The 23,473-nt window shown below is 67.4% G+C and carries 31 protein-coding genes, 3 tRNA genes and 1 pseudogene; 10 read left to right on the forward strand and 25 right to left on the reverse strand.

The features are described from left to right. Nucleotides 1–6 precede the first annotated feature (6 nt). Nucleotides 7–657 (forward strand): glutathione S-transferase family protein, encoded by a 651-nt coding sequence (locus tag CMV14_RS03250; protein ID WP_066968941.1) that lies wholly within the window; start codon nt 7–9, stop codon nt 655–657. 9 nt (nt 658–666) lie between these two features. Here the strand turns inward: CMV14_RS03250 and CMV14_RS03255 are convergent, their stop codons facing one another. Continuing rightward, nucleotides 667–1,041, reverse strand: coding sequence for a hypothetical protein (locus CMV14_RS03255; RefSeq protein ID WP_066968973.1), 375 nt, complete (start codon nt 1,039–1,041; stop codon nt 667–669). Between the two features lie 91 nt (nt 1,042–1,132). On the opposite strand from CMV14_RS03255, the gene CMV14_RS03260 reads away from it, so the two are divergent. After that, nucleotides 1,133–2,131, forward strand: coding sequence for an adenosine kinase (locus CMV14_RS03260; protein WP_066968939.1), 999 nt, complete (start codon nt 1,133–1,135; stop codon nt 2,129–2,131). A 50-nt stretch (nt 2,132–2,181) separates the two neighbouring features. On the opposite strand, the gene CMV14_RS03265 is transcribed toward CMV14_RS03260, so the two are convergent. The 11 genes from CMV14_RS03265 to CMV14_RS03315 all read right to left on the reverse strand — a co-directional run bounded on the left by CMV14_RS03265 (nt 2,182) and on the right by CMV14_RS03315 (nt 10,372). Further along, nucleotides 2,182–3,705, reverse strand: a complete 1,524-nt coding sequence (locus CMV14_RS03265; RefSeq protein WP_066968937.1) for an amino acid permease — start codon at nt 3,703–3,705, stop codon at nt 2,182–2,184. Between the two features lie 106 nt (nt 3,706–3,811). Further along, nucleotides 3,812–4,198 (reverse strand): histidine triad nucleotide-binding protein, encoded by a 387-nt coding sequence (locus CMV14_RS03270; RefSeq protein ID WP_066968935.1) that lies wholly within the window; start codon nt 4,196–4,198, stop codon nt 3,812–3,814. Between the two features lie 95 nt (nt 4,199–4,293). After that, complete coding sequence (locus CMV14_RS03275) at nt 4,294–4,614, reverse strand: phosphoribosyl-ATP diphosphatase (protein ID WP_066968933.1); 321 nt, start codon at nt 4,612–4,614, stop codon at nt 4,294–4,296. Between the two features lie 190 nt (nt 4,615–4,804). Beyond that, the gene (locus CMV14_RS03280) at nt 4,805–5,002 is read right to left on the reverse strand and encodes a hypothetical protein (protein WP_066968931.1); all 198 of its coding nucleotides are present in this window, start codon (nt 5,000–5,002) and stop codon (nt 4,805–4,807) included. A gap of 490 nt (nt 5,003–5,492) precedes the next feature. Beyond that, the gene (gene rplA, locus CMV14_RS03285; protein ID WP_066968930.1) at nt 5,493–6,188 is read right to left on the reverse strand and encodes a 50S ribosomal protein L1; all 696 of its coding nucleotides are present in this window, start codon (nt 6,186–6,188) and stop codon (nt 5,493–5,495) included. Nucleotides 6,189–6,192: 4 nt separating this feature from the next. Further along, nucleotides 6,193–6,624, reverse strand: a complete 432-nt coding sequence (gene rplK, locus CMV14_RS03290; protein ID WP_066968928.1) for a 50S ribosomal protein L11 — start codon at nt 6,622–6,624, stop codon at nt 6,193–6,195. Nucleotides 6,625–6,849: 225 nt separating this feature from the next. Beyond that, nucleotides 6,850–7,389, reverse strand: coding sequence for a transcription termination/antitermination protein NusG (gene nusG, locus CMV14_RS03295; RefSeq protein WP_066968926.1), 540 nt, complete (start codon nt 7,387–7,389; stop codon nt 6,850–6,852). Between the two features lie 16 nt (nt 7,390–7,405). Next, nucleotides 7,406–7,603 (reverse strand): preprotein translocase subunit SecE, encoded by a 198-nt coding sequence (secE, locus tag CMV14_RS03300; protein ID WP_066968925.1) that lies wholly within the window; start codon nt 7,601–7,603, stop codon nt 7,406–7,408. Between the two features lie 144 nt (nt 7,604–7,747). Next, nucleotides 7,748–7,823: transfer RNA gene (locus CMV14_RS03305), tRNA-Trp, on the reverse strand. A 60-nt stretch (nt 7,824–7,883) separates the two neighbouring features. Next, a complete protein-coding gene (locus tag CMV14_RS03310; protein WP_066968972.1) occupies nt 7,884–8,588 on the reverse strand; it encodes a hypothetical protein in 705 nt (234 codons plus the stop codon). A 59-nt stretch (nt 8,589–8,647) separates the two neighbouring features. Next, entirely contained in the window at nt 8,648–10,372 is a 1,725-nt protein-coding gene (locus tag CMV14_RS03315) for a fatty acyl-AMP ligase (RefSeq protein ID WP_066968923.1), read from the reverse strand. A 164-nt stretch (nt 10,373–10,536) separates the two neighbouring features. On the opposite strand from CMV14_RS03315, the gene CMV14_RS03320 reads away from it, so the two are divergent. The 6 genes and pseudogenes from CMV14_RS03320 to CMV14_RS03345 all read left to right on the forward strand — a co-directional run. Further along, nucleotides 10,537–11,064, forward strand: coding sequence for a regulatory protein RecX (locus CMV14_RS03320; protein WP_238147176.1), 528 nt, complete (start codon nt 10,537–10,539; stop codon nt 11,062–11,064). Between the two features lie 170 nt (nt 11,065–11,234). Then, complete coding sequence (locus CMV14_RS03325) at nt 11,235–11,759, forward strand: cold-shock protein (RefSeq protein WP_176489064.1); 525 nt, start codon at nt 11,235–11,237, stop codon at nt 11,757–11,759. Between the two features lie 2 nt (nt 11,760–11,761). Next, entirely contained in the window at nt 11,762–12,244 is a 483-nt protein-coding gene (locus CMV14_RS03330; RefSeq protein WP_066968917.1) for a DUF192 domain-containing protein, read from the forward strand. Between the two features lie 179 nt (nt 12,245–12,423). Next, nucleotides 12,424–12,813 (forward strand): NADH:ubiquinone oxidoreductase subunit NDUFA12, encoded by a 390-nt coding sequence (locus tag CMV14_RS03335; RefSeq protein ID WP_066968915.1) that lies wholly within the window; start codon nt 12,424–12,426, stop codon nt 12,811–12,813. Next, on the forward strand, nt 12,810–13,301 hold the full coding sequence (mlaD, locus tag CMV14_RS03340) for an outer membrane lipid asymmetry maintenance protein MlaD (protein WP_066968913.1): 492 nt from the start codon (nt 12,810–12,812) through the stop codon (nt 13,299–13,301). Before CMV14_RS03335 ends, mlaD begins: the two co-directional genes overlap by 4 nt. Before the next feature lie 266 nt (nt 13,302–13,567). Beyond that, nucleotides 13,568–13,801: pseudogene (locus CMV14_RS03345) on the forward strand (DUF2155 domain-containing protein); the annotation flags it as partial. Between the two features lie 35 nt (nt 13,802–13,836). Here CMV14_RS03345 and aat read toward each other — a convergent pair. From aat to CMV14_RS03400, 11 genes are all read right to left on the reverse strand, one after another. Further along, the gene (aat, locus tag CMV14_RS03350) at nt 13,837–14,580 is read right to left on the reverse strand and encodes a leucyl/phenylalanyl-tRNA--protein transferase (protein ID WP_066968910.1); all 744 of its coding nucleotides are present in this window, start codon (nt 14,578–14,580) and stop codon (nt 13,837–13,839) included. 73 nt (nt 14,581–14,653) lie between these two features. Continuing rightward, nucleotides 14,654–15,049, reverse strand: coding sequence for a hypothetical protein (locus CMV14_RS03355; RefSeq protein ID WP_066968908.1), 396 nt, complete (start codon nt 15,047–15,049; stop codon nt 14,654–14,656). 59 nt (nt 15,050–15,108) lie between these two features. Further along, nucleotides 15,109–15,516 (reverse strand): hypothetical protein, encoded by a 408-nt coding sequence (locus tag CMV14_RS03360; RefSeq protein WP_066968906.1) that lies wholly within the window; start codon nt 15,514–15,516, stop codon nt 15,109–15,111. 29 nt (nt 15,517–15,545) lie between these two features. Continuing rightward, a complete protein-coding gene (locus CMV14_RS03365; protein ID WP_066968904.1) occupies nt 15,546–16,070 on the reverse strand; it encodes a demethoxyubiquinone hydroxylase family protein in 525 nt (174 codons plus the stop codon). Continuing rightward, nucleotides 16,067–16,540, reverse strand: coding sequence for a disulfide bond formation protein B (locus CMV14_RS03370; protein ID WP_066968902.1), 474 nt, complete (start codon nt 16,538–16,540; stop codon nt 16,067–16,069). The genes CMV14_RS03365 and CMV14_RS03370 overlap by 4 nt, the downstream gene beginning before the upstream one ends. Before the next feature lie 67 nt (nt 16,541–16,607). Further along, nucleotides 16,608–17,957: a S41 family peptidase gene (locus CMV14_RS03375; RefSeq protein WP_066968900.1), complete on the reverse strand. Its 1,350-nt coding sequence runs from the start codon at nt 17,955–17,957 to the stop codon at nt 16,608–16,610. Nucleotides 17,958–18,143: 186 nt separating this feature from the next. Beyond that, nucleotides 18,144–19,247: a murein hydrolase activator EnvC family protein gene (locus CMV14_RS03380; RefSeq protein ID WP_238147177.1), complete on the reverse strand. Its 1,104-nt coding sequence runs from the start codon at nt 19,245–19,247 to the stop codon at nt 18,144–18,146. A 217-nt stretch (nt 19,248–19,464) separates the two neighbouring features. Then, complete coding sequence (locus tag CMV14_RS03385) at nt 19,465–19,887, reverse strand: 23S rRNA (pseudouridine(1915)-N(3))-methyltransferase RlmH (RefSeq protein ID WP_066968898.1); 423 nt, start codon at nt 19,885–19,887, stop codon at nt 19,465–19,467. A gap of 37 nt (nt 19,888–19,924) precedes the next feature. Then, entirely contained in the window at nt 19,925–20,290 is a 366-nt protein-coding gene (gene rsfS / locus CMV14_RS03390) for a ribosome silencing factor (RefSeq protein WP_176489063.1), read from the reverse strand. Beyond that, nucleotides 20,287–20,931 (reverse strand): nicotinate-nucleotide adenylyltransferase, encoded by a 645-nt coding sequence (locus CMV14_RS03395; protein WP_066968894.1) that lies wholly within the window; start codon nt 20,929–20,931, stop codon nt 20,287–20,289. The genes rsfS and CMV14_RS03395 overlap by 4 nt, the downstream gene beginning before the upstream one ends. Nucleotides 20,932–20,974: 43 nt before the next feature. Then, nucleotides 20,975–21,457 (reverse strand): vgr related protein, encoded by a 483-nt coding sequence (locus CMV14_RS03400; protein WP_066968891.1) that lies wholly within the window; start codon nt 21,455–21,457, stop codon nt 20,975–20,977. A gap of 108 nt (nt 21,458–21,565) precedes the next feature. On the opposite strand from CMV14_RS03400, the gene CMV14_RS03405 reads away from it, so the two are divergent. Continuing rightward, on the forward strand, nt 21,566–22,171 hold the full coding sequence (locus tag CMV14_RS03405) for a LolA family protein (RefSeq protein WP_066968889.1): 606 nt from the start codon (nt 21,566–21,568) through the stop codon (nt 22,169–22,171). A gap of 274 nt (nt 22,172–22,445) precedes the next feature. Here CMV14_RS03405 and CMV14_RS03410 read toward each other — a convergent pair. After that, nucleotides 22,446–22,522, reverse strand: a tRNA-Pro gene (locus tag CMV14_RS03410). Between the two features lie 75 nt (nt 22,523–22,597). Between CMV14_RS03410 and maiA the strand changes: the two genes are divergently transcribed. Beyond that, nucleotides 22,598–23,239, forward strand: a complete 642-nt coding sequence (gene maiA, locus CMV14_RS03415; RefSeq protein ID WP_066968887.1) for a maleylacetoacetate isomerase — start codon at nt 22,598–22,600, stop codon at nt 23,237–23,239. A gap of 23 nt (nt 23,240–23,262) precedes the next feature. Here maiA and CMV14_RS03420 read toward each other — a convergent pair. Next, nucleotides 23,263–23,339: transfer RNA gene (locus CMV14_RS03420), tRNA-Pro, on the reverse strand. Nucleotides 23,340–23,473 lie beyond the last annotated feature (134 nt).

Raw genomic sequence — 23,473 nt, forward strand, 5'->3', positions numbered from 1 at the left:
GACAGCATGACCCTCATCCTCTATTCGCACCCGCTCTCCTCCTATTGCCACAAGGCGAAGGCCGCCTGCTACGAGAAGGGCGTGGCGTTCGAGGAGCGAATCCTCGACGGCAGCGAGCCGGCGATGGGCGAATGGGCGGCGCTGTGGCCGATCGGCAAATTCCCGATCGCCGTCCATGACGGCCGGATGGTCTTCGAGGCGACCGGCATCATCGAATATGTGGAGGCGCGCTTTCCCGATACGCCGCGCCTGATACCGGCCGATCCGCTGGTGGCGGCCGAGGTGCGAATGTGGGATCGCTTCTTCGACAATTATGTCGCCACGCCGCAGCAACGCCTGGTCAACATCGCGCTGGGCCGCGAGCATGACGATGGCGGCGCGCCGTGGCGGGCGGCGCTGGATACCGCCTACGCGCTGCTCGACGATCGGATGCGGGGAAGGGAATGGGTTGCCGGGGACGGCTTCAGCATGGCTGACTGTTCGGCGGCGCCGCAGCTGCTCTATGCCGACTGGACCCATGCGATCCCGCAACATCTCGAGGCGCTCTGGGCCTATCGCGGCCGATTGCTGGCGCGGCCCAGCTATGCCCGCGCGCTCGACGAGGCGCGGCCCTACCGCCACATGTTCCCGCTTGGCGCGCCCGAAGGGCGGGACTGACGGCGCTGCCTAGCGCGCCTCTTTCCTCCGGATCAGCGCGGCGATGCAGGAGGCGCGGTCGATGTCCTCGCCCGTCGGCAGCCGCGCGTCGACATGGGTGACGACCGGCTCGCGGCCCGGCGCGGGGGGATAGAGATAGGCGTCGAGCACGCAGACCCCGCTGGCATATTGCAGCTTGCGGGCCGTGTCCTCGCGGACATCCTGGTTGGGGTTGCCGAACTGGCTGATCAGCGCGCGCGCGTCCCGCCCCATCACCCGGTCGAGCCCCGCTTCGCTCCGCGCCGGTGGGGGCGGCGCGGAGACGATCGGGAGGTTGCCGGTGGTGGGGCCGCAGGCGGCGAGCAGCGCGAAGGCGCCGGGGGCGATAAAACGAAGCCGCGTCATGCCGCCCGGCACAGCATCATATCCGCCGAAGCGCAAGGGCAGGGGCGGCGGGCCGCTTGGCGGCGGCGACAAGCTTCGGTAGGGAGCGGCGATGGATTCCCCCCGCTATGATGTGGTCGCGATCGGCAACGCGCTGGTCGACGTGCTCTGCCACAAGGATGATGATTTCGTCGCCGCGCAGGGCCTCAAGCGCGGGTTGATGCAGCCCATCGCGCCGGATGCGGCGGTGCTGCTGCACCAGGCGATGGGGGTGTGCGAAGAGGTATGTGGCGGGTCGGCCGCCAACACCATGGCCGCGCTGGCCCGGCTCGGCCTTCGGCTCGCCTTTGTCGGGCAGGTCGGCGACGACCGGCTGGGCCGCCTGTTCGCGAACGACATGGCGGCGAACGGCGTCGATTTCCCGCTGCCGCCGATCGCCACGCCCACCGGCCGCTGCCTGATCATCGTCAGCCCCGATGGTCACAGGACGATGAACACCGCGATCGGCGCCTCCGAATATCTGCCGCCTGCCGCCTTCGATCCTACCATCGCCGCCGATACGGCGATCCTCTATGTCGAAGGCTATATGTGGCGCACGACCGAGCCGCGCGCCGCCAGCCAGGCGGCCTTCCGCGCAGCGCGGGCGGCGGGGCGGCGGACCGCCTTCACCCTGTCCTCCGAATTTTGCGTGCGAGAGCATCATGACGATTTCGTCCACCTGATCGAGGCGGGGCTGATCGACATCCTCTTCTCGAACGAAGGCGAACTGGCCGAGCTGAGCGGCTGCGCCGATTTCGAGGCGGGGGTCGCCTGGGCGGCGGCGCGGGTGCCGCTGCTGATCGCGACACGAGGGCCCGAAGGGGCGATTGCGGTTCAGGGCGGCGAGCGGTTCGCAACCCGCGCCGAGCCCTTCGGCGCGATCGTTGACACAACCGGGGCGGGCGATCTGTTCGCCGCCGGAGTGCTGGCGGGCCTTGCGCGCGGAAGCGACCTGCCGACGAGCCTGCGCATGGGGTCGATCGCCGCCGGGCGGATCATCATCGAGACAGGGCCGCGCCTGCCGGCTGACGAGGACCTCGCGGCATTGATCGGGACACGGCTGGCCGGTTGAGCCAGCCCCCGCCCGCCCATCCCGTTAGGAATGAGCGGGTGGGAAGCGGATTACTCGATCGGCGGCACCGGCTGCGGCGGGGCGTCGGCATCGGTCTCATGGACTTCGACGATGCCGCGGCCGAGATGGCTCTTCCGGTAGCCGTACAGATAATAGACCACGAGGCCGAGCGCCGCCCAGCTGAAGAACAGGGTGATGGTGTAGGCCGACAGATTGTAGAAGAGATAGACGCAGCCCGCCGCCGACAGCGGCGCGACGACCGCAACGGCCGGGGTGCGGAACGGGCGCTTGCGGTCCGGATCGGTCCGGCGCAGCACGAGCACCGCGATCGACACCGCGCCGAAGGCGAACAGCGTTCCCGAGTTGGAGATGTCGGCGAGCGCGCCGACCGGGAACAGCGCCGCGAAGATCGCGACGAAGATGCCGGTCATGATCGTCACCACATGCGGCGTCTTGTAGCGCGGATGAACCTTCGAGAAGACGGTGGGCAGCAGGCCGTCGCGGCTCATCACGAAGAAGATGCGGGTCTGACCGAACATCATCATCAGGATGACCGAGGGCAGCGCGAGGCCGGCCGCGAGGCCGAGCAGGTTGCCGATCTGGGGCCAGCCGATCTCGCGCAGCGTCCAGGCCAGCGCCTCCTTCGAGCAGACCACCTTGGAGTCGCCGATCGCCGAGCAGGCGGCGGCAAGCTGGGTGGAGCCGGTGGGAATGCCGGCCCCCGACGCATCGAGCATCGGCTGCGCGCCGACCCCGCCGATGACGCCGGCCGATACCAGCATGTAGAAGATGGTGCAGATGCCGAGCGAGCCGATCAGGCCGATCGGCATGTTGCGCTGGGGATTCTTCGTTTCCTCGGCCGCGGTGGAGACCGCGTCGAAGCCGACATAGGCGAAGAAGATCGACGCCGCCGCCGCCGAGATGCCGGCGAAGCCGAGCGGGGCGAAGGGATCGAAATTGTCCATGTTCATCACCGGCAGCGCCAGCACGACGAACAGCGACAGCGCGGCGACCTTCACGCCGACGAGGATGGCGTTGACCGTCGCGCTCTCCTTGGTGCCGAGGACCAGCAGCCAGGTGACGAGCAGCGCGATGATCGCGGCCGGAATATTGACGATGCCGCCGTCGATCGGGCCGAGCACCAGTTCCTTGGGGACGGTTATTCCGGTCAGCGACTGGAACAGCCCGACGACATAGCCGGACCATCCCACCGATACAGCGCCGGCCGCGATCGCATATTCGAGGACTAGCGCCCAGCCGACCATCCACGCGACCAGCTCACCCATTACGGCATAGCTGTAGGTGTAGGCCGATCCGGAAACCGGCACCATGGCCGCCATTTCGGCGTAGCAGAGCGCCGCAACGGCACAGACGAAGCCCGCGATGACGAAGGCGAGGATCATGCCGGGGCCGGCCTTCTGTGCGGCCTCGGCGGTGAGGACGAAGATGCCCGTGCCGATGATGCCGCCGATACCGAGCATGGTGAGCTGGAAGGGGCCGAGGGAGCGATGCAGCGATTTCTTGGCTGCGGTGGCGAGGATGGCGTCGAGTGGCTTTACACGCCCGAAGATCATGCGGGTTTTCCCTTGTCTGGCCGGGCGCGATGCCCACGGCCGATCATGGGATCGGGAGCCTAACCGCTAATTCTCCGCGCGCAATAGAATTGCATGGCTCCCGCCTTCATCCCCGTGGCGCGGGAATCATCTCGCGGAACTGGCGGCCGCCAAAGATATGGACGTGGAGGTGGGGCACCTCCTGATGCCCATGGCCGCCGATATTGGCGAGCAGCCGATAGCCGGGAGCCACAAGGCCCGCCTCGCGCGCAACATGGCCGACCGCGCGGATGAAGCCCGCCACCTCTGCGTCCGATCCCGTGGCGGTAAAATCGTCCCAGGAGACATAGGGCCCTTTGGGGATCACCAGGATGTGGACCGGCGCCTGCGGGTTGATGTCGTGGAAGGCGAGCGCCCACTCATCCTCATAGACCGTCTTCGACGGCAGTTCGCCGCGCAGGATGCGGGCGAAGACATTGCCGTCATCATAGGGCTGGGTGGCATCGATCGGCATGGTTTCAACCTTCCAGTCGTCATTCCAGCAAAAGCGGGAATCTCGGTTCTTCTTCGTCACGCTGCCAGATCACGGGCAGGCCGGGATGGCGGAAATCAGACCTTTGGCCGCGCCGCCTTCTCTGCGAGACCCGAGGTCCCCTCGCGCCGCTCCAGCTCGGCCAGGACGTCGACGAAGGGCACGCCCGCCTCGTTCAGCAGCACCATCAGGTGGAAGATCAGGTCGGCGGCCTCGCCGGTCACGCCCCTGGCATCGCCCGCCATCGCGGCGATCACCGTCTCGACCGCCTCCTCGCCCAGCTTCTGGGCGATCTTGGGCATGCCCTTCGCGAACAGGGCGGCGACATAGGAAGCCGACGCATCGCCGCCACGGCGCGTGGCGATGGTCGATTCGAGCTGTTCGAGCGTGCCGGTCATGCCGGCGCTTGAAGCCTGCCCGGGCGGTAAGGTCAATGGGGGCCGGAAATACTGATCCCCGCCCGCCATCCACCGACAGGAAGCGGTGAGGGCGGGCGGGGATCGATTAAGCAGAGCAACGCTACAGGGGAATAAGCAAACTCGAACGCACACAACTCAAACACAAAGCGAACAAACCAACTCAAGCAACTTACGGGTCGCGGCGCTTCCGGCTCGCATAGCGGCCCACCAGCACGCCCGCGACCGCAACCAGGAACAACACCAACGCACTCGGCTGGGGCACCCGCTCCAGCCAATTCGAAACCACCTCCAGCTGCGCCCAAGCGGGAGAGGCGATCACGACGGCGACGAACAGCGCAAAAACCCCCCGGAATGCGGTACTCGCCATCGGATCAAGCCTCCCCCCGCTTCTCACCCCCGGGCGAGCTGAACAACGGGTTCACAAATCGTTAAAGCCAGAATCGTGCCAGTTTCCCGGTGGGCTGGATTTGCTGGGTTTTGGTGTGAAGCGCGCCGGGAGGCAGAAACGGGAGTGTAAAAGTTTCCGACTCTTTTTGTGTGGCCCTCAAGCGCCGGGCGTCAGGCGTCCGCCTGCCTTGGCTTTCCCAGCATATGCTCGGGCGGAACGCTACACGTTCCGACGCCGGGCTCCAGAGCCTTTCATGATCCGATTACATCGACTCGTCGGCTCTACCTTGTTGTTTTACCGCGATTTCCGAGTCGGCAGATGTTTCCATCTGCCTGGAAATCGCTCCAGGTCGCGACATTCAAAGGCTCGCGCCCGGCACCTGAGGCCAGCCCAAAACAAGAACCGCGCCGGCACCGAAGCGCCGACGCGGTTCTTGTTCTTGGCGAACACCCCGCGCGGGGTGGATCGATCAGGCGCCGAGGTCGGCGGTGTCGATCTTGACGCCCGGGCCCATGGTCGAGCTGACCGCGGCCTTGCGCAGATACTTGCCCTTGGCGCCCGACGGCTTCGCCTTGACGATCGCGTCGACGAAGGCGTCGAAATTGGCGCGCAGGTCCTCGGCCGGGAAGCTGGCCTTGCCGATGCCGGAATGGATGATGCCGGCCTTCTCGACGCGGAACTCCACCTGGCCGCCCTTGGCCGCCTTGACGGCTTCGGCGACATTCATCGTCACGGTGCCGAGCTTCGGGTTCGGCATCAGGCCCTTCGGACCCAGGATCTTGCCGAGACGGCCGACCAGACCCATCATGTCCGGGGTGGCGATGCAGCGGTCGAAATCGACGGTGCCGCCCTGGATCGTCTCGAGCAGGTCTTCCGCACCGACGACCTCGGCGCCGGCGGCCTTGGCTTCGTCAGCCTTGGCGCCGCGCGCGAACACGCCGACGCGGACGTCCTTGCCGGTGCCCTTGGGCAGGGTCACGACGCCGCGGACCATCTGGTCGGCATGGCGCGGATCGACGCCCAGGTTCAGCGCGACCTCGATGGTCTCGTCGAACTTGGAGGTCGCGTTGGCGCGGGCGAGGGCGATCGCGGCGTCGATGTCGTACAGCTTGTTGGCGTCGACGGTCGAAGCCTGGTTCTTCTGCTTCTTGCTGAGCTTGGCCATGATATCAGCCCTCCACCACTTCGAGGCCCATCGCGCGGGCGCTGCCTTCGATGATGCGGGTCGCCGCCTCGATATCGTTGGCGTTGAGATCCTTCATCTTCACTTCGGCGATCTGGGTCAGCTGCGACCGCTTGATCTTCGCCGCGACGACCTTGCCCGGCTCCTTCGAGCCCGACTTGAGGTTGGCGGCCTTCTTGATCAGATAGCTGGCCGGGGGCGTCTTGGTGACGAAGCTGAACGAGCGATCGGCATAGACGGTGATGACGGTGGGAAGCGGCGTGCCGACTTCCTGGTCGCCGGTCTGCGCGTTGAACGCCTTGCAGAAGTCCATGATGTTGACGCCGCGCTGACCGAGCGCGGGGCCGATCGGCGGCGACGGATTCGCCTTTCCAGCGGGCACCTGGAGCTTGATATAGCCCGTGATCTTCTTAGCCATTTTTCACTCACTCTGTAGTGGGCGGGCCGAAGCCCTCCCGTTCAAGTTTAGCGGTCAGACAGGGATCGAAATCCCCTCCCGCAGCTTGTGTGCCTTGAAGGCACCATCCGGTTTGAGCCGGAACCTCTTCACTTCGTCATGCCGGACTTGATCCGGCATCCAGAAACCGCAGCGCGGCGTATCTGGATCCTGACTTCCGTCAGGATGACGGCCTTTTTCAGGCCGTCACTTGACCCGCTCGACCTGCTCGAACTCGAGCTCGACCGGGGTCGCGCGGCCGAAGATCGAGACCGACACCTTGACGCGGCTGCGGTCGAAATCGAGTTCCTCGACGACGCCGTTGAAGCTGGCGAAGGGGCCGTCCAGCACCTTGACCTGATCGCCGATCTCGTAGTCGACCTTGAGCTTCGCCTTGGGCGCGGCGGCGGCGGCCTCCTCCTTGGTATTGAGGATGCGCGCGGCCTCGGCCTCGCTGATCGGCTGGGGCTTGCCCGACGAACCCAGGAAGCCCGTCACCTTCGGCGTGTTCTTCACCAGGTGATAGACATCGTCGTTCATGCTGAGCTTCGCCAGCACATAGCCGGGGAAGAATTTGCGGTCGGAGGTGATCTTCTTGCCGCGGCGGACCTCGGTCACCTTCTCGGTCGGCACCTCGACCGCCTCGACGAGCTGTTCCAGGCCGAGGCGCGCGGCGTCAGCCAGGATCGCTTCCTTCACCTTGTTCTCGAAGCCCGAATAGGCGTGAATGATGTACCAGCGCGCCAACGCAGAAGTCTCCGTATCAGCCGAGCAGCGAGAGCAGGAACTTCACGATCATCGCGAAGAACTGGTCGAGTCCGAAGAAGAAGATGCCGAGCAGGAGCGTCATGATCCCGACCATGATGGTGGTCGTGATCGTCTCCCGGCGGCTCGGCCAGACGACCTTCGCCGTTTCGGCCTTTACCTGCCGGATGAACTCGCCCGGTGAAGTCTTCGCCACGTCCTCAGCCTATCCTGCCGGATTCGCCATCCGGAAAACCATTCAAACAGCGACAAGAGGCCATAGTCCGCTGATTCGGCCTTTCGGCCGGCGGACTGACCTCTTCGCGCTTCTCGACCCCTTTGGCCTTACCCTACCAGAAGATGGCAGGAGTGGAGGGACTCGAACCCACGGCCCTCGGTTTTGGAGACCGATGCTCTACCAACTGAGCTACACTCCTCCGGGCCCGAGACGGGGGCACATAGCGGTGGGGGGATTGCAACGCAAGGGGTTGGCTGGCCTAACGGACGAAGACCATGCCCTGGGTGTCGATATCCCAATATGCGCCGCCGGTGCCGTTGGTGCGGAAGGCGATCGACACGCTGACGCGATGGCCGCAGGGCTCGAAGGTCCAGGCCTCGTTCCACGATCCCTTCAGGCGGATGCCATATTGGCTGGGGCCGAAATCGGGGCTGGTGCCGGTGATCCGCGAGCCGGTGGGCGTGAGGCCCTGGGGCTTGCAGGCCGGGTCCTCTCGGGCCAGCCTTTGCGATACGGCGCTGACCGTGGCGCCCAGCACTTCTCGCGACAGACTCGGCCAGGCGAGGCTCTCCCCCTGACCGGCGAAGAAGGCCTGCAAGGCGACGCCATCGGACGCGCGGAGCAGCAGCACCCGGATTGGGTCGGCAGGCGGGCAATCCTCAAGCTTCACCGAAACGAGCCAGCCATTCTCGATCTGGCCCTTGGCGATCAGCGCGGTGATCATCCCGTCGAGCGTCACCGGCTCGGGCCTGGTGAGGCTCATCCGCTTGGGCTCGCAGCGGCCGCGCAGCTTCGCGTCGGCCAGCACCGCCTTGCCGACCGCCAGCGCCAGTGGCTGGCCATCGGGCAGCGGCTTGGCGTTGATCGCCTCTATGTCGCGGCGGAACTGGTCGGGATCGCCCAGCGGATCGAGCGGGGCGGCGTGGGCGGTGGTGGCGAGGGACAGGGCCAATGACAGCTTCATCAACACGCCGTCGTCCCGGCGGAGGCCGGGGCGAGGGATGAAGAAGCGGCCGAGCCCCTTCACGCCGCGATGTCGTAGCCCTGGATCTCGCCCGAGAGGTAGAGGTTGCGGGCCTTGGCGCGGCTGAGCTTGCCCGAGCTGGTCTTGGGCAGGGTGCGCGGCGGCACCAGTTCGACCACGCAGTGCATGCCGGTGATCGAGCGGACCTTCTCGCGGATCTGGTCGCGCAGCCGGGCGCGCTCCGCGGGGTCCGACGTGCGGCACTGGACGAGCACCGCCGGGGTCTCCTCGCCCCCCGTGGTCGTGATCGCGAAGGCGGCGATGTCGCCCGCCTTGAAGCCCGGCAACTGCTCCACCGCCCATTCTATGTCCTGGGGCCAGTGGTTCTTGCCGTTGATGATGATCATGTCCTTGGCGCGGCCGACGATGTAGATGTAGCCGTTCGACATATAGGCCATGTCGCCGGTATCCAGCCAGCCGTCGACCATGCAGGCGGCGGTCGCCTCCTCGTCGCGGAAATAGCCCTCCATGATCGACGGGCCCTTGGCCCACAGCTTGCCGATCATCTTCTCGGGCAGCACCGATCCGTCCTCGTCGCGGATCTCGACGAGCATGTCGCGCACCGGCTTGCCGCAGTTGACGACGGCGCGGAACCGGCGGGGCCGGTCCTGGCTATGATCGCCGCCCGACAGCTGGGTCTCCTCGACCAGCTCGACGACGATGCCTTCGCCCGGCGGCATGATCGAGACGGCCAGCGTCGCCTCGGCCAGGCCATAGCTCGGCAGGAAGGCGGTCGCCTTGAAGCCGGCTTCGGCGAAGGCATCGACGAAGGCCTGCATCACGTCGGGCCGGATCATGTCGGCGCCATTGCCGGCGAGCCGCCAGCGGGACAGGTCGAACCGCTCCGAAGCCTTGGTCTGGCTGGACATGCGGCGCGCGCAGATGTCGTAGCCGAAGGTCGGCGAATAGCTGATCGAGGTCCCCTCGTTGCGGGTGATCAGGTCCAGCCAGGCGAGCGGGCGGCGGGCGAAATCCTCTGTTTTGAGATAATCGGTCGACACCTGGTTCGCGACCGGTGACAGGAAGCAGCCGACCAGCCCCATGTCGTGATACCAGGGCAGCCAGCTGATGCAGCGGTCCTGCGGTTCCAGCAGCATGCCGTGCGAATGCGCGGCGAGATTGTTGAGCAGCGCCCGGTGCGTGACGGCGACGCCGTGCGGGAAGCGGGTCGAGCCGCTCGAATATTGCAGATAGGCGATGTCGTCGGGCGCGGCATGGGGCAGGATCGCATCGACCGCCTCGCGCGCCTCGAACGCCTCGTAGCTCAGCCCCTCGACCTTGCGCAGCGCGGCGGCGGCCGACGCCATCTCCGCAATCTCCTCGGGGAAGAAAAGAACGCGCGGATCCGAGCTGTCGAGCTGGACGACAAGCTGGTCGATATAGCTGTCCTTGCCTCCGAACGAGGTGGGCAGCGGCAGCGGCACCGGCCAGGCGCCGGCATAGACCGCGCCAAAGAACATCGCCGCGAAATGCGGGCCGGTCTCTGCGATCAGGGCGATGCGGTCGCCGGGACGGATGCCGGCGGCGATCAGCCGGCCGGCATTGGCCAGCGCATCCGCGCGCATCCTCGCATAGCTGTACGGCTGGGTCAGCGTGCCCCGGGCATCGTGGAAATTGAGGCCGCGAACGCCGGTCGCGGCATAGTCGAGTGCCGCTCCCAGGGTCTCGAAATCGGCGAAACGGCGCGGCAGCGCATCCACTGTCGGCGTCGGCACCAGTGCCATTATATGGTCATTCCCTTGCATATTCTGAGCGGCATTCACCCGGTTCGGCATCGATCACGCCTCCCTGTGGGTGGCGTGGGCCACCCGGCAGCCTTGCTTATCCGGCCAGCCTTGGAACAGGCCCGCGTTCAAAATCCGGCCCGACTGTGGCACAATCATGGCGCATGACCCGCACCGCTTCCCGACCGGCCCGACCCTTTGATTCGGCAAGCCTCGAGCGAGCCGCGCTCGACTATGCCGCGCGCTACGCGACGACGCGGGCGAAGCTGGCCGCCTATCTGCGCCGCAAGCTGCGCGAGCGCGGCTGGGAAGGCGCGGGCGCGCCGCCGGTCGACGCGCTGGTCGCCCGCTTCGCGGAGCGCGGCTATGTCGATGATCGGGCCTTCGCCGCGGCGCGCACCGATGCGCTGCTCCGCCGCGGTTATGGGCGGCAACGGATCGGCACCGCATTGCGCGCCGCCGGAATCGACGCCGAGACCGCGGGAGAGCTGGGTGAGCATATCGACGCGGAGGCCGAGGCGGCGGCGCTGCGCTTCGCCCGGCGCAAGCGGATCGGCCCCTTCGCGGTCGGGCCTGCCGATCCCGCGCTCAAGCGCCGCTGGATCGCCGCCATGGCGCGGGCGGGCCATCCAATGGCACTGGTGCTGAAAATGCTCGACGCCGGGATCGACGAAATCGAATTTGAAACGTAACGTGTAACGTGGGGGATCATGGTCCGCGGAGTCGGAATAGCTTCGTTTCAGCGGTGTCATGTGTTAAGTGCCTATGCCTTGCAGCGGGTGTCTCGACGATGAATGAAAAGTCTGTTGCGTCTGTAACGTTGCGCGACGTCAGCTTGGATAGCGGGCAGGAACGCGTATCGATGGCTACAGGCGAGCCCGCCGAGACCGTTGTGGGGGCGGTCAAATGGTTCGATGCCACCCGTGGTTTCGGCTTCATCGCCACCGATGGCGACAAGGGCGATGTGCTCGTCCACTTCTCGGTGCTGCGCGATCATGGCCGCCGCACCCTGCCCGAAGGCGCGCGCATCGCCTGTGAAGTGGTGGCGCGGGACCGCGGCCTGCAGGCGCGCCGCATCCTCGCGATCGACCTGTCCACCGCGACCGGGCCCGATCCCGACCTGATCGCCAAGCGCAACGCCGACCGGGTCGATCCGACCCAGCTGGTCGATGCGGCCGGGGAGCCCGAGGCGGTGACCGTCAAATGGTTCAACCGGCTGAAGGGCTATGGCTTCGTCGTCCGCGACGGCGACACCCAGGATATCTTCATCCATATGGAGACGGTGCGCCGCGCCGGTCTTGCCGATCTCGTGCCGGAGATGCGGATGAGGGCGCGAATCGCCGAAGGCCGCAAGGGCCCGCTTGCGGTCGAACTGATCAACGACTGATCGTGATCGGCGCTGCCCGCCTGATTGGCGCCGCCGCGCTGCTGGCGCTTGCGGCGGGCGGCTGTGCTCCGACCCAGGCCAACTCCGCCAATGGCGAGACGGGGCGCGAGGCGGCGACGGTGCCGCTGACCATCCGCACCGCCAGAGGGCCGATCGTCTACAAGGTCGAAGTCGCCCGCACCCCGCAGGAACAGGCGAAGGGGCTGATGTACCGCACCAGCCTGCCCGGCCGTGGCGGCATGATCTTTCCGATGACGCCCCCCCGCTTCGCCAGCTTCTGGATGAAGAACACCTATATTCCGCTCGACATGATCTTCATCCGCGCCGACGGCACGATCGCCCGGATCGCGGCGAACACCGTCCCCGAGAACCTCACCCCGGTGGATTCGGGCGAGCCGGTGGCGGCGGTGCTCGAGATCGTCGGGGGCGGTGCCGCGGCGAACGGCATCGCCGAGGGCGATAGGGTGGAGTGGGCGGGGAGCTGACCTGCACTTTTCGTCGCCCCGGCGGAGGCCGGGGCCGGCCGATCGTTTACGCAACGCCGAGGCAGGAGCTTCTCACGGCCCCGGCCTCCGCCGGGGCGACGGATTGTTGCGGCCGATCCCGACGGGGGCCTGCCTCTAAACGGTTGCCGGGCTATCTCCCAACCGCTAAGCGGGCTTCCATGCTCAAGAAGATCTTTACCTGGTGGGACGGCGCCACGATCGGCACGTTGCTGTTCAGCAAGATGAACGGTGCGCGGGTCGGCGAGGATGCGCTCGGCAATGTCTATTATGAGGGCGGCAGGGCAACCGACGGCCGCCCGCGCCGCTGGGTGATCTATGCCGGTTCGAACGACGCGAGCCGGGTGCCCGCCGAATGGCATGGCTGGCTGCACCACAGCACCGACCTGACCCCCGATCAGCAGCCCGCCCCGCGCGGCTGGCAGAAGCCGGCGCTGCCCAACCTGACGGGCACCGACGCGGCCTATCGGCCGTCGGGCGCCCTGGAGCGCGGCGGGGTGCGCGCCGCCGCGACCGGCGACTATGAGGCATGGAGCCCAACTGAGCCATGAAATCGCTGCTGCGTGAGAATATCGGCGAGGCGCTGGTCGGCCTGTTCGTGGTCGTCTTCGCCGCCTGGTTCCTGTGGTTCGCCTGGGGCATGACCGGCGGCGGCGACAAGGCCGGCGCTATCCACGTCACCGCGCTGTTCCCGAACTCGACCGGCATCAACGTCGGCAGCGAGGTCCGGGTCGCCGGCATGAAGGTCGGCACGGTCACCGAGCAGGCGCTCGATCCGCAGAGCTTCCAGGTCAAGGTCCGGCTCGCGCTCGATCCGGCGGTGAAGCTTCCCGCCGACAGCAGCGCCGCGATCACGTCGGAAGGCTTCCTGGGCGCGACCTTCATCTCGCTGATCCCCGGCGGCGATACCGTGGCGCTCAAGGACGGCGACACCATCGCCGACACCCAGGGCGCGATGGACCTGATGGGTATGGTCGGCCAGTTCATCAACAAGTCGGGCGGCAGCGGCAGCGCTGCCGAGTCGGCGCCCCAGCCGTGAAGCCTGTCCGGCTGGGCGCCGTCGCGCTCGGCGGCCTTGTCGCGGCGGGAGCCGGCCTGTTCGCCTGGCAGGCGATCAGCCAGGAGCAGGCGCCCGTCGAGGCGATCCAGTCCGACGAGCAGGCTGCGGCACCCGGCCTCGCGCCGAGCGGCGACGTGCCGGCGGAAAGCGAAGCCGCCGCCTCGGGCAATGCCAGCGCAGCCGAGGCCCAACAGCCGGTGGTCGAGAAGATCCCCGAAAAGCCGCTCGTCACCGAGGGCACGCCGATGGGCCAGCGGGTCGCGGTGCTCGGCTTGCTCAACAAGCGCAACGGCGAATCGCGAGATCTGACGCTCAGGCCCGGCCAGGCGATCCGGGTCGGCGACGTGGTGGTGCGGCTCCGGGCCTGCGAGACGACCGCGTCCTGGGAGGATCAGAAGCTCACCGGCGCCTTCACCCAGGTCGACGTACGCAACCGCGACAACACATGGCGGCGGGTCTTCTCCGGCTGGCTCTACAAGGAATCGCCGTCGCTCAACGCGGTCGAGGATGCGGTCTACGACGTCTGGCCCAAGAGCTGCACGATGCTGCACCCCGATATCGGCCCCGATACGGTGCGCATCTCGGGATCGCTCGCCAGGCCGTCCAGCGCGAAGAAGTCGGGCGCGGACCAGCCCCCTGCCGGCGCTCCGGCGGCGGCGCCGCCGAACACCCCGCCCGCGCCGACCCCCAGCGCCGCGTCCAACAGCGCGACATAATCGTCACGGCTCACCTCGATCGCGCCCAGCGACATCAGGTGATCGGTGATGAACTGGCAATCGAGCAGCCGGAAACGGCCCGCCTTCAGCCGTGCCACCAGCCAGGCGAGCGCGACCTTCGATGCGTTGCTCTCGCGGCTGAACATGCTCTCGCCGAAAAAGGCGCCGCCGAGCTTGACGCCGTAGAGCCCGCCGACCAGCCGCTCGCCCTGCCAGCATTCGACCGAATGGGCGTGGCCACGGCGATGGAGATCGGCATAGGCGATCTCGATCGCCGGATTGATCCAGGTGTCGGGGCGATCGGCCGTGCTCTCGGCGCAAAGGCCGACGACCTGGCCGAAGGCGCGATCGACGGTAACGGTGAAGTGATCCGATCGGACCGTCTTGGCGAGCGAGCGCGACAGGCGGAAGCGGTCGAGCGGCAATATGCCGCGCTTCTTGGGTTCCACCCAATAGACGTCGTCGGCGGCGCGGCTGTCGGCCATCGGGAATACCCCGATCGAATAGGCTCTCAGCAGCAGGTCCGGATCGATCGCCTTCATCGGTTCACCCTGAACGATCCGATTATAGCGGAGTCCGGGAAAAGCGGAAGGGTTTCGAGAGGGAGAAAAGCGGCTATTCGCCGGCCTTTGCCGCCTCGCGTTCGAGCCGCGCGGCTTCCAGGAACTGGCGCAGGCAGCCGGTCTGGCCGCCGGTGCCTTGCGGCGAGCAGCTGTTGGGCAGGCCCTTCTTGCTGACCATGTCGAGGGTGCGGGTCCGCTCGGTCCAGCTGACGGCCGGCTGGTCGGTCTTCTTGTGCTTCCGGAGCTGCTTAGGGATGCGGTAGCGGTCGCTTTCCGGCTGGCGTGCGCAGACGATGATCTCGTCGTCCGAGCTGCGCGGGCAGGGATCCTCGCCATAGACGACGAGATTGCTGATCCGGGGCGGTGCCGGCTCGGCCAGCGACTTCGCCGGTGGCGCCGCCAGCGCGGAGGTGGCCAGCATCAGCGCGATGGGAAGGAAGGCCTTCATCGCTTCAGATAACGCCCAAACGGCTTTCGGGAGGATGAATGAAGCGAGCCAGGCTCAAGTCAGAATTTGATGCCGCATTTCTTGCCGTCGGCCTTGTCCTCGTCGCAGGCCTTGCGGGCCAGCTCGCGGAAGCAGCCGGAGGCGCCGCCGGGCCCACTGGTCGAGCAGCTCTGGGCGCCGCTCTTGCCGACATATTCGAGGCTCTTGGCGCGGTCGCCCCAGGTCTCCCGACCATTGCCTTCGGTCCGGCGCAGTTCCTCGGGGATGCGATAGCGCTCGCCCTCGGGCATGCGCTGGCAGACCACGATCTCCTCGCCGTTGCTGCTCGGGCAGGGATCATTGCCGAAGATGGTCAGCACCCGTTCGGCGCGCTGCGCCTGGACCGCCACGGGCGTGACGAACGGGGTCGCCGCCGCGAGCAGGCCGAGGATCGCCAGCGCCGGGGGAAGCAAACGGTGGGTCGTCATCGGCGCGGTTCCTGTCCTGTGATAGGGTCTTATATGTGGCGCGAAAGGCCGATGGCAATGCGGCAGCCGAGCCGGATCGCACCCGACAGCAGTGGATAGGCGGGGGCCTGTTCGGCGCCGGCCGCGATCGCCGCGTCGCGATGCTCGATCTCCTCGGCGCGAAACTCCTCGATCAGCCGGCTCAGCTCGGGATCGCCGTCGCCGATCGCCTCGAGCTGCTCGCCATAATGGCGGTCGATCTCGGTCTCGATCGCGGCGGTGCAGGCCATCGCCGCCTTGGGGCCGATCAGCGCCGTCGCCGCGCCCAGCGCGAATCCGGCGACGTTCCACAGCGGCTGGAGCGCGGTCGGGCGCACGCCGCGCTTCGCCGCCAGCGCATCGAACACCGCGCGGTGGCGCGCTTCCTGTTCCGCCATGCGGGCGATCGCCCGGGCGTCCGGCGCGCGCTGGCCCATCACCGCAAGCTGGCCGGCATAGATGCGCGTCGCGCCATATTCACCGGCCTGATCGACCCTCAACATGCCTGCGCGGGCTTTTGCGTCGGCCTGGTTCATGGCTTGCGTCTCCAGACGGCGATGATTCCGAAGGCGCCGAGGATCGAGAAGAGCGCGTTGAAGCCGGCGAGCGAGATGCCGAACAGCGTCCATTGCGGCACGTCGCACTGGATCATCGGCGTGGCCATGATCTGGGCCAATATGTCGGCGCCGTCCCGACTCGACGGGGGCGCCGCGCAGCGGGTGATGCCCGGCCAGAAATGATATTCAACCCCGGCATGGAAGATGCCGATCGCACCGCTGGCGAGGATCGCGGCGATGGCGAGGCCGACCAGGATACGGCCGAGCGGCCTTTCGGGAACGAGAAAGGCGATCGCCGCCAGCGCGATCGCGGCATAATGCGGCCAGCGCTGCCAGTGGCACATCTCGCAGGGGAAGAGGTGGCCGATATATTGCGAGCCCAGCGCTCCTGCCATCAGTGCCGTGGGAAGCAGCAGGGCGGCGAGGCGGGCCTGGGCGAAACCGGTCATGGGATGGGTATAGTTTTAACCCCCCTCCCTGCCAAGGGAGGGGGAATGAGGAAGTGGTGGGGAGCCGTTACTTCGCCCCGCGCTTGGCCCCCGCGAGCGCGGTGCGCAGCGGCGGCTGGCTCATCCGGGCAATGGTCTTGATCGCATAGTCGAGCTGGAAGTCGTCGATGCCCTGCTTCTTGAGGCCGTCGGCGGTCAGCTGGAAGCGCGGATCGGGCTTGCCGTCATCCTCGAGGATCTTGTCGTCGACCTTGGCCTCGTTGATGAGGTGGCGGCGCAGGTCGGCCTCGCGCAGGCGCGGGCGGGCCTTGTAGTCGGCGTCGCTGAGCTGCGGAACGATGATGTCGGGCTTGATCCCGCCTTCCTGCACCGAACGGCCGGACGGCGTATAATAGCGCGCGGTGGTCAGCTTGAGCGCGGTGTCGTCGGACAGTTCGAGCACGGTCTGGACCGATCCCTTGCCGAAACTGCGCTCGCCCATCACCAGCGCCCGCTTCTGGTCCTGCAGCGCACCCGCGACGATCTCGGCCGCCGAAGCGGAACCCGCGTCGACGAGGACGATGATCGGCAGGCCATGGGCAAGATCGGTCGGCGTCGCAGTGGCATAGCGCCGTTCGATATCGCCCTTCTCGCGGCCGCGCTGCGAGACGATCTCGCCGCGATCGAGGAAGATGTCGGCGACGTCGATCGCCTGGTCGAGCAGCCCGCCCGGGTTCGAGCGCAGGTCGATCACATAGCCCAGCGGATCGTGGCCGAGCGATTTCTGCACCCCCGCGATCGCCGCGCGCACCGAATCGCCGGTGTTCGAGTTCACGAAGGTGTTGATGTTGATGATGCCGACCTCGTTCTTGACCTCCCACTTGACCGGCTTGAGCTGGATTACCTCGCGGGTCAGCGATACGTCGAATGGCTTGTCGCGGCCGGGGCGGACGACGGTCAGCGATATCCTGGTGCCGGGCTTGCCGCGCATCTGGTCGACCGCTTCGTCGAGCGAGCCGCCATATAGCAGCTTGCCGTCGAGATGGGTGATATAGTCGCCGGTCTTGAGGCCGGCCTTCGCCGCCGGGGTATCCTCCTGCGAGGTCATGATCTTGACCGCGCCGTCCTCCATCGTGACCGACAAGCCGAGCCCGCCATAGCTGCCCTGCGTCTGGGTGCGCATGTTCTGGCGGTCGCGCGCGTCGAGATAGGCGCTGTGCGGATCGAGGCTGGCGAGCATGCCGTCGATCGCGCCCTTGATCAGCGTGCGGTCGTCGACCTTGTCGACATAGTCCGCGCGGACCCGCTCGAACACGCTCATGAACTGGTCGAGTTCCTTATAGGTGCCGACGTCCACCGCGCCGATCGCAGGGGCCAGGGTGGCCGCGATCATACCGGCGCCGAAAAGTCCAACCGAACGCAACAGGGTCTTCGCCATCAATCTTCGCCCGCTCCCAAGCATGCTGGAGTATTACCGTTTTTTTGCGGCGCGGGAAATAGCGCGCGCGCCGCTTGGACTTTTGTCTAACCGCCCGTCCGCCCCGGGACGCCCTGGCCAGGTCCTATGCCATGAACATGGTTAGCGAAGGATTGCGGGTCAATGGCCTGGTGCACAGTCCGGCGATCACTTCAGCAGCGGCAGGATGTCGACGGGTCGGCCATCGCGGCGCAGTTCGACGGTGATGCGGGGGGTGCGGCCGCCCGCGACTCCGATCGGGCTGCCCTGGATCAGCTCGTCTCCGGCCTTGACGCTGAGCCGGTCGAGCCCCGTGACGAGGGTGGCCCAGCCATTCTCATGTTCAATGATGACGATCCGGCCGAAGCTGCGAAAGGCCCCTGCGAAGGCGATGCGGCCGGCGGCGGGGGCGACGACCTGCGCGCCGCGGGCGGCGGCGAGGGTGAGGCCGCGCGCCCGCACCCCCGATTCGGACAGCTCGCCCATGCCGCTCACCAGCCGGCCCAGCACCGGCAGCCGGTAGGGCGGCGGGGCGTTGGACGCGTCGGCGAGCCGCTGGAGTTCGGTGCGCGGCGGCGCGGGCGCGCGGCCGGGACGGGCGGGGCGCAGGATGGGGCCGGGAAGGCTGGCGAGGCGGGCGCGGATCGCGGCCTGATCGTCGAGGCTGCCGATCAGATCGGCGATATCCTTCGCCCGCTCGCCCATCGCGATCATCCGGTCCTGCTCGGCCATCGCATCGTCGACCAGGCCCTGCGAGCGGCGGCGGCGGTCGGCTTCCAGCCGGGCGAGCGCCTGCCGGTCGATCTCCAGCCGCGCCTGCTGGCGGCGCAGCTCGGCGACGGCGCGCTCGGCCTGGCGGCGGAGCGCGTCGCCACGCGCCACCTCGGCGCGGAGCCCCGCCGTGCGCGCACGGATCTCGGGGAGCGCCGATCCCAGCAGCGCGCGGACATGGACCATGTCGTCCACCGAGCCGGGCTGCACCAGTGCCAGCGCGGCGGGGCGGCGCGCCATCGTCTGGAGCGCGGCGGTGAGCCGGACGATCGGGCCCTGGCGTTCGGCAAGGCGCGCGCGCTGGCGGGCGCGCAGCCGGTCGACGATCCCGATCCGGGCCTGCGCCTCGGCGATGCGGGCCTCGGATGCCTGGATCGCGGCCGCCGCCGCGGCCTGCTCGGCGCGGGCGCGATCGGCGGCGCGTGCCGTCGCCCGTGCCTGGCGTTCGAGCCGGGCGGCGCGGGCGGAGGCGATCGCGGCCTGCTGCCGGGCTGTGACCAACTCGCGCTGCTGTTCGGCGATGCCGGGGTCGGCGGGCGCTGCGAGGAGGGGGGCGGCGATGAGGGCAAGGGCGATAAATGACCCTCCCCATCGCAGATGGGGGGGGGACCGCCGCAGGCGGCGGAGGGGTCTGCGACCCCTACCCCTCCACCACCCTTCGGGTGGTCCCCCTCCCCACGCTCCGCGCAGGGAGGACCTTCAGCCCCACGCTCCCGCATCACCCCTCCCGATGATAGGGATGGCCGGCCAATATGCTGGTCGCGCGCCACAGCTGTTCGGCGAGCATCGCGCGGGCAAGCATGTGCGGCCAGGTCGCCTTGCCGAAGGCGAAGAGCAGATCGGCCTCGCGGCGCTGGTCTTCGTCGAAGCCGTCGGCCGCGCCGATCAGGAAGCGGGCCTCGCGCCGGCCATCGTCGCGCCAGCGGCCGAGTTTTTCGGCGAAGGTCATCGAGCCGAGCTGCTCGCCCTTCTCGTCGAGCATGATCAGGACGGTGCCGGGCTCGCGCGGCGGCATCTTTCCGCCGCTGTCCGGCAATTCGGTGATGCGGGTCGGCCAGGCGATCCGCTTCAGATAGCGGTCGACCAGATCGGCCTCGGGACAGCGGCCGATCTTCCCCCGCGCGATGATATGCAGCAGCAAAGCGTGTTCCGGCCCCCTGCCGCTGTGTCAGATCAGGTCAGGCCTGCGCCGCCACCGGTGCGGGCGCGTCGCCGAAATTCCACATCCGCTCGAGATTGTAGAAGCTGCGCACCTCGGGGCGGAACAGGTGGACGATCACGTCGCCCGCGTCGATCAGCACCCAGTCGGCGGTGGGGAGGCCTTCGATGCGGACGCTTCGGCCGAGCTCGGTCTTGATCCTGTCGGCAAGCTTGGTCGCCATTGAGGCGACCTGGCGGGTCGAGCGTCCGGAGGCGATCACCATATGATCGGCGATGGACGATTTGCCCGCGAGGGGAATGGTCACTGTTTCGACGGCCTGATCGTCGTCGAGGGATTTCAGCACCAGCTCATGGAGCCTGTCTGAAGGATCGGTGGCGGTCAATGTACCTCCTGAGGAAGCGGCCGGCGCGTCAATCGGTCGCGCAGGCCTTTGTTGCTGTGGGAAAGATGCCAGCCTGGGTCCTTGGCCCGGAGCCGCGTAGCGGAACCGCGATCAGGATAGAAGTGCAGCAGCACGAGGGCCGGCGGTCTCCATCTCGTCCAGTCTTTCGCCTTGGCCGCGGGCCGGACGAAGCGCCGTAGCCAGCCCATCGCCCTGGAGGCGCGGGCACCGACATCATAGCCTGGACGCGCGATCACGGCAATGGCGACCGTGCGCGCTATGCCGCGCCAATCGCGCCATCTGTCGAATTGCGCCAGATTGTCGGCCCCCATCACCCAGATGAAGCGCCGATTGGGATAGCGGCGGACCAGCGCCCTGAGCGTATCGGCGGTGTAGCGGGTGCCGAGCTGGGCCTCGATCGCCGTCGGACGGATCGGCGCCCGGCGCGCCATGCGCTGTGCGGAGGCGAGCCGGGCGGAGAGTGGCGCCATGTCCGCCGCGCCCGTCTTCAGCGGATTGCCGGGGGAGACCAGCCACCACATCTCCTTAAGCCCCAGCGCGCGGATCGCGAAGCGGCTGATATGCCGATGGCTGTAATGCGCGGGATTGAAGCTGCCGCCGAGCAGGCCGGTGGGGATCATGGCCGCGCTGTAGCGGGTCGCGGGGGAGGGCGAAAGGGGCGGCTCATTCGCTCTCCGCCGCTGCGAACGGGGAGAAAGGCAAGATGGCGCGATAATCGGCCAGGCGCGGCCCGCCGATCCTGGTGACGCCCCGCATCAGCAGGAAGGCGTCGGCAACGATCTCGGCCTGCTGCTCGATGCCGTAGCGCGCGAAGGGGCGGCCCGGCGCCAGCCGATAGGCATAGGTGCAGAAGGGATGGCGCATCAGCGGCAGATACCAGCGCCCGCGCGTCTGCGCCTGCCAGACATGGACCATCTCATGGACGAACAGCGCCTGCATCTGGAGCGATGCCGCCGCATAGCAGTCACGGTAAAGCCCGCCGCGCGGATGGCACCAGATGTCGCCGTCCGGCGCCATCACTGCATTGCGGGGTTGAAAGGGCCACCAGCGCCGGTGGCGGACCAGGACCGCGGCGAGATCGATCGCATCGCCGAACACCGACCGCGAAAGGGCCTTCTCGGCCGGGGTGAGGGGACGCGCGCTCATGGCTCCTTATATAGGGAAACTTCGCGCCGATCCGCACGTTGGCCGCGCTTCATTCCCAATTCAGCGGCGGCCGGGCATAAGCGCGACCGAAACAACATCAGGAAACCCATGCGTCCTCTTTTCCTTTCGCTCGTCCCCGCCCTGGTCGCCGCCGCACCTGCCGCGGCGCAGCCTGGCTCGCTCGACCAGGTGTCGGCGCATCTGCGCGGGATCAGCACGATGACCGCCGACTTCGTCCAGACCGATCGCACGGGGAAGGCGTTGTCCGGTACGCTCACCCTGCGCCAGCCTGGCAAGATCCGCTTCCAATATCAGCAGGGCGTGCCGCTGCTGATCGTCGGCGACGGCAAGGCGCTGACCATGATCGACTATTCGGTGAAGCAGGTGTCGCGCTGGCCGGTCGGCAATTCGCCGCTGTCGGTGCTGATCGATCCGCGCAAGGATATGAGCCGCTTCGCCCATATTGTCCCTTCGGCGATTCCTGGCACCGTCGCCGTCGAGGCGCGCGATCCCAAGCATCCCGAGTTCGGCACGATCACCATCCTCTTCGCCAGGGGCGGCGGCCCGGGCGGTCTCGTCCTGCAGGGCTGGACGGTGCTCGACGCACAGAATGGAAGAGCGACGGTGCGCCTGTCGAATCAGCGATTCGGGGTGCCGATTTCCGACAAAGCGTTCATCTGGAACGACCCACGCCCGAGAGGGCCGCGGAAATAGCGCGGCTGTTCATTCAGCCGACAGGTTGGGGCGCCTAGAAGGTTCTCAGCGGTCGCGACTTTTCTCGAGATTCCCCCCTGTTGCTCGAGAATGCCCATCGCGGCCCGCCTGCGTGACGAACGCCAGGTCGGCCCTCGCTCCACGCCCCCGGAGCGAGGGCCATTCCTTTTTCATTCGGTCCGAACCGGCCTGCCAATGGCGCCGTTGTGCGCTTCCGGTGCTCGCGTGCATGGAGCACGCTGCGCGCCGATCGGCGTGGGTCGCGATGTCGTGATGGTCGGGGAGACAGGATTCGAACCTGCGACCCTCTGGTCCCAAACCAGATGCGCTACCAGGCTGCGCCACTCCCCGACAGCAGCGCCCGCTATAGCAAGATGGTGGCTTCCGCAATATCATCCCTACGATAGCGCGACGAACGGCAGGTCCATGAAACTCTACAGCTATTTCCGGTCGTCGGCGGCCTATCGGGTGCGGATCGCGCTCAACCTCAAGGGGATCGCCGCCGACTATGTGCCGGTTCATCTGGTCAAGCCCGAGCCGCTTCCGGCCTATCGTGACGCGGTGAACCCGCAGGGGCTGGTGCCCGCGATCGAAGCGGGCGAAGACGGGCTGATCGCCCAGTCGCTGGCGATCATCGAATATCTGGAGGAGAAGCAGCCCGAGCCGCCGCTGCTGCCGAGCGGGCTTGCCGAGCGGGCCTATGTGCGGAGCGCAGCACTGCTGGTGGCGTGCGATATCCATCCACTCGCGAACCTCCGCGTGCTGCGTTACCTCAAACGCGAACTGGGGCAGGAGCAGGCAACGATCGATGCCTGGTATCGCCACTGGGTGGAGGACGGCCTTGCCCGGCTGGAGGCTTTCGTGGCGGGCAGTGGGCGGAGCGGGGCGTTCCTGCATGGCGATGCGCCGACCATGGCCGATTGCTGCCTCGTCCCCCAACTGTTCAACGCGCGGCGGCTGGCATGCGATCTGTCGGGCTTCCCCACCCTGGTCGAGATCGATGCGCGCTGTGCCAGGCTGGAGGCGTTCCAGCGGGCGCATCCGGATGTGCAGCCGGATGCCGAATGAGACCCGATGGCGATTTCAGAAAATGGTCGGGGAGAGAGGATTCGAACCTCCGGCCCCTGCCTCCCGAAGACAGTGCTCTACCAGGCTGAGCTACTCCCCGACGGAGATCCGGTCGTTTGTAGGCCTCGGGAGCCGACCGGATTGAGCCAAGTCGGGGCGCTATAGGGGCCGTCCCGATTCCCCGCAAGAGGGGTATTGCGACTTTTTGGTTCGTGTTCCGCTGGCGCGGCACGC

This window comes from Rhizorhabdus dicambivorans (genome assembly GCF_002355275.1).
Classification (GTDB): domain Bacteria; phylum Pseudomonadota; class Alphaproteobacteria; order Sphingomonadales; family Sphingomonadaceae; genus Rhizorhabdus; species Rhizorhabdus dicambivorans.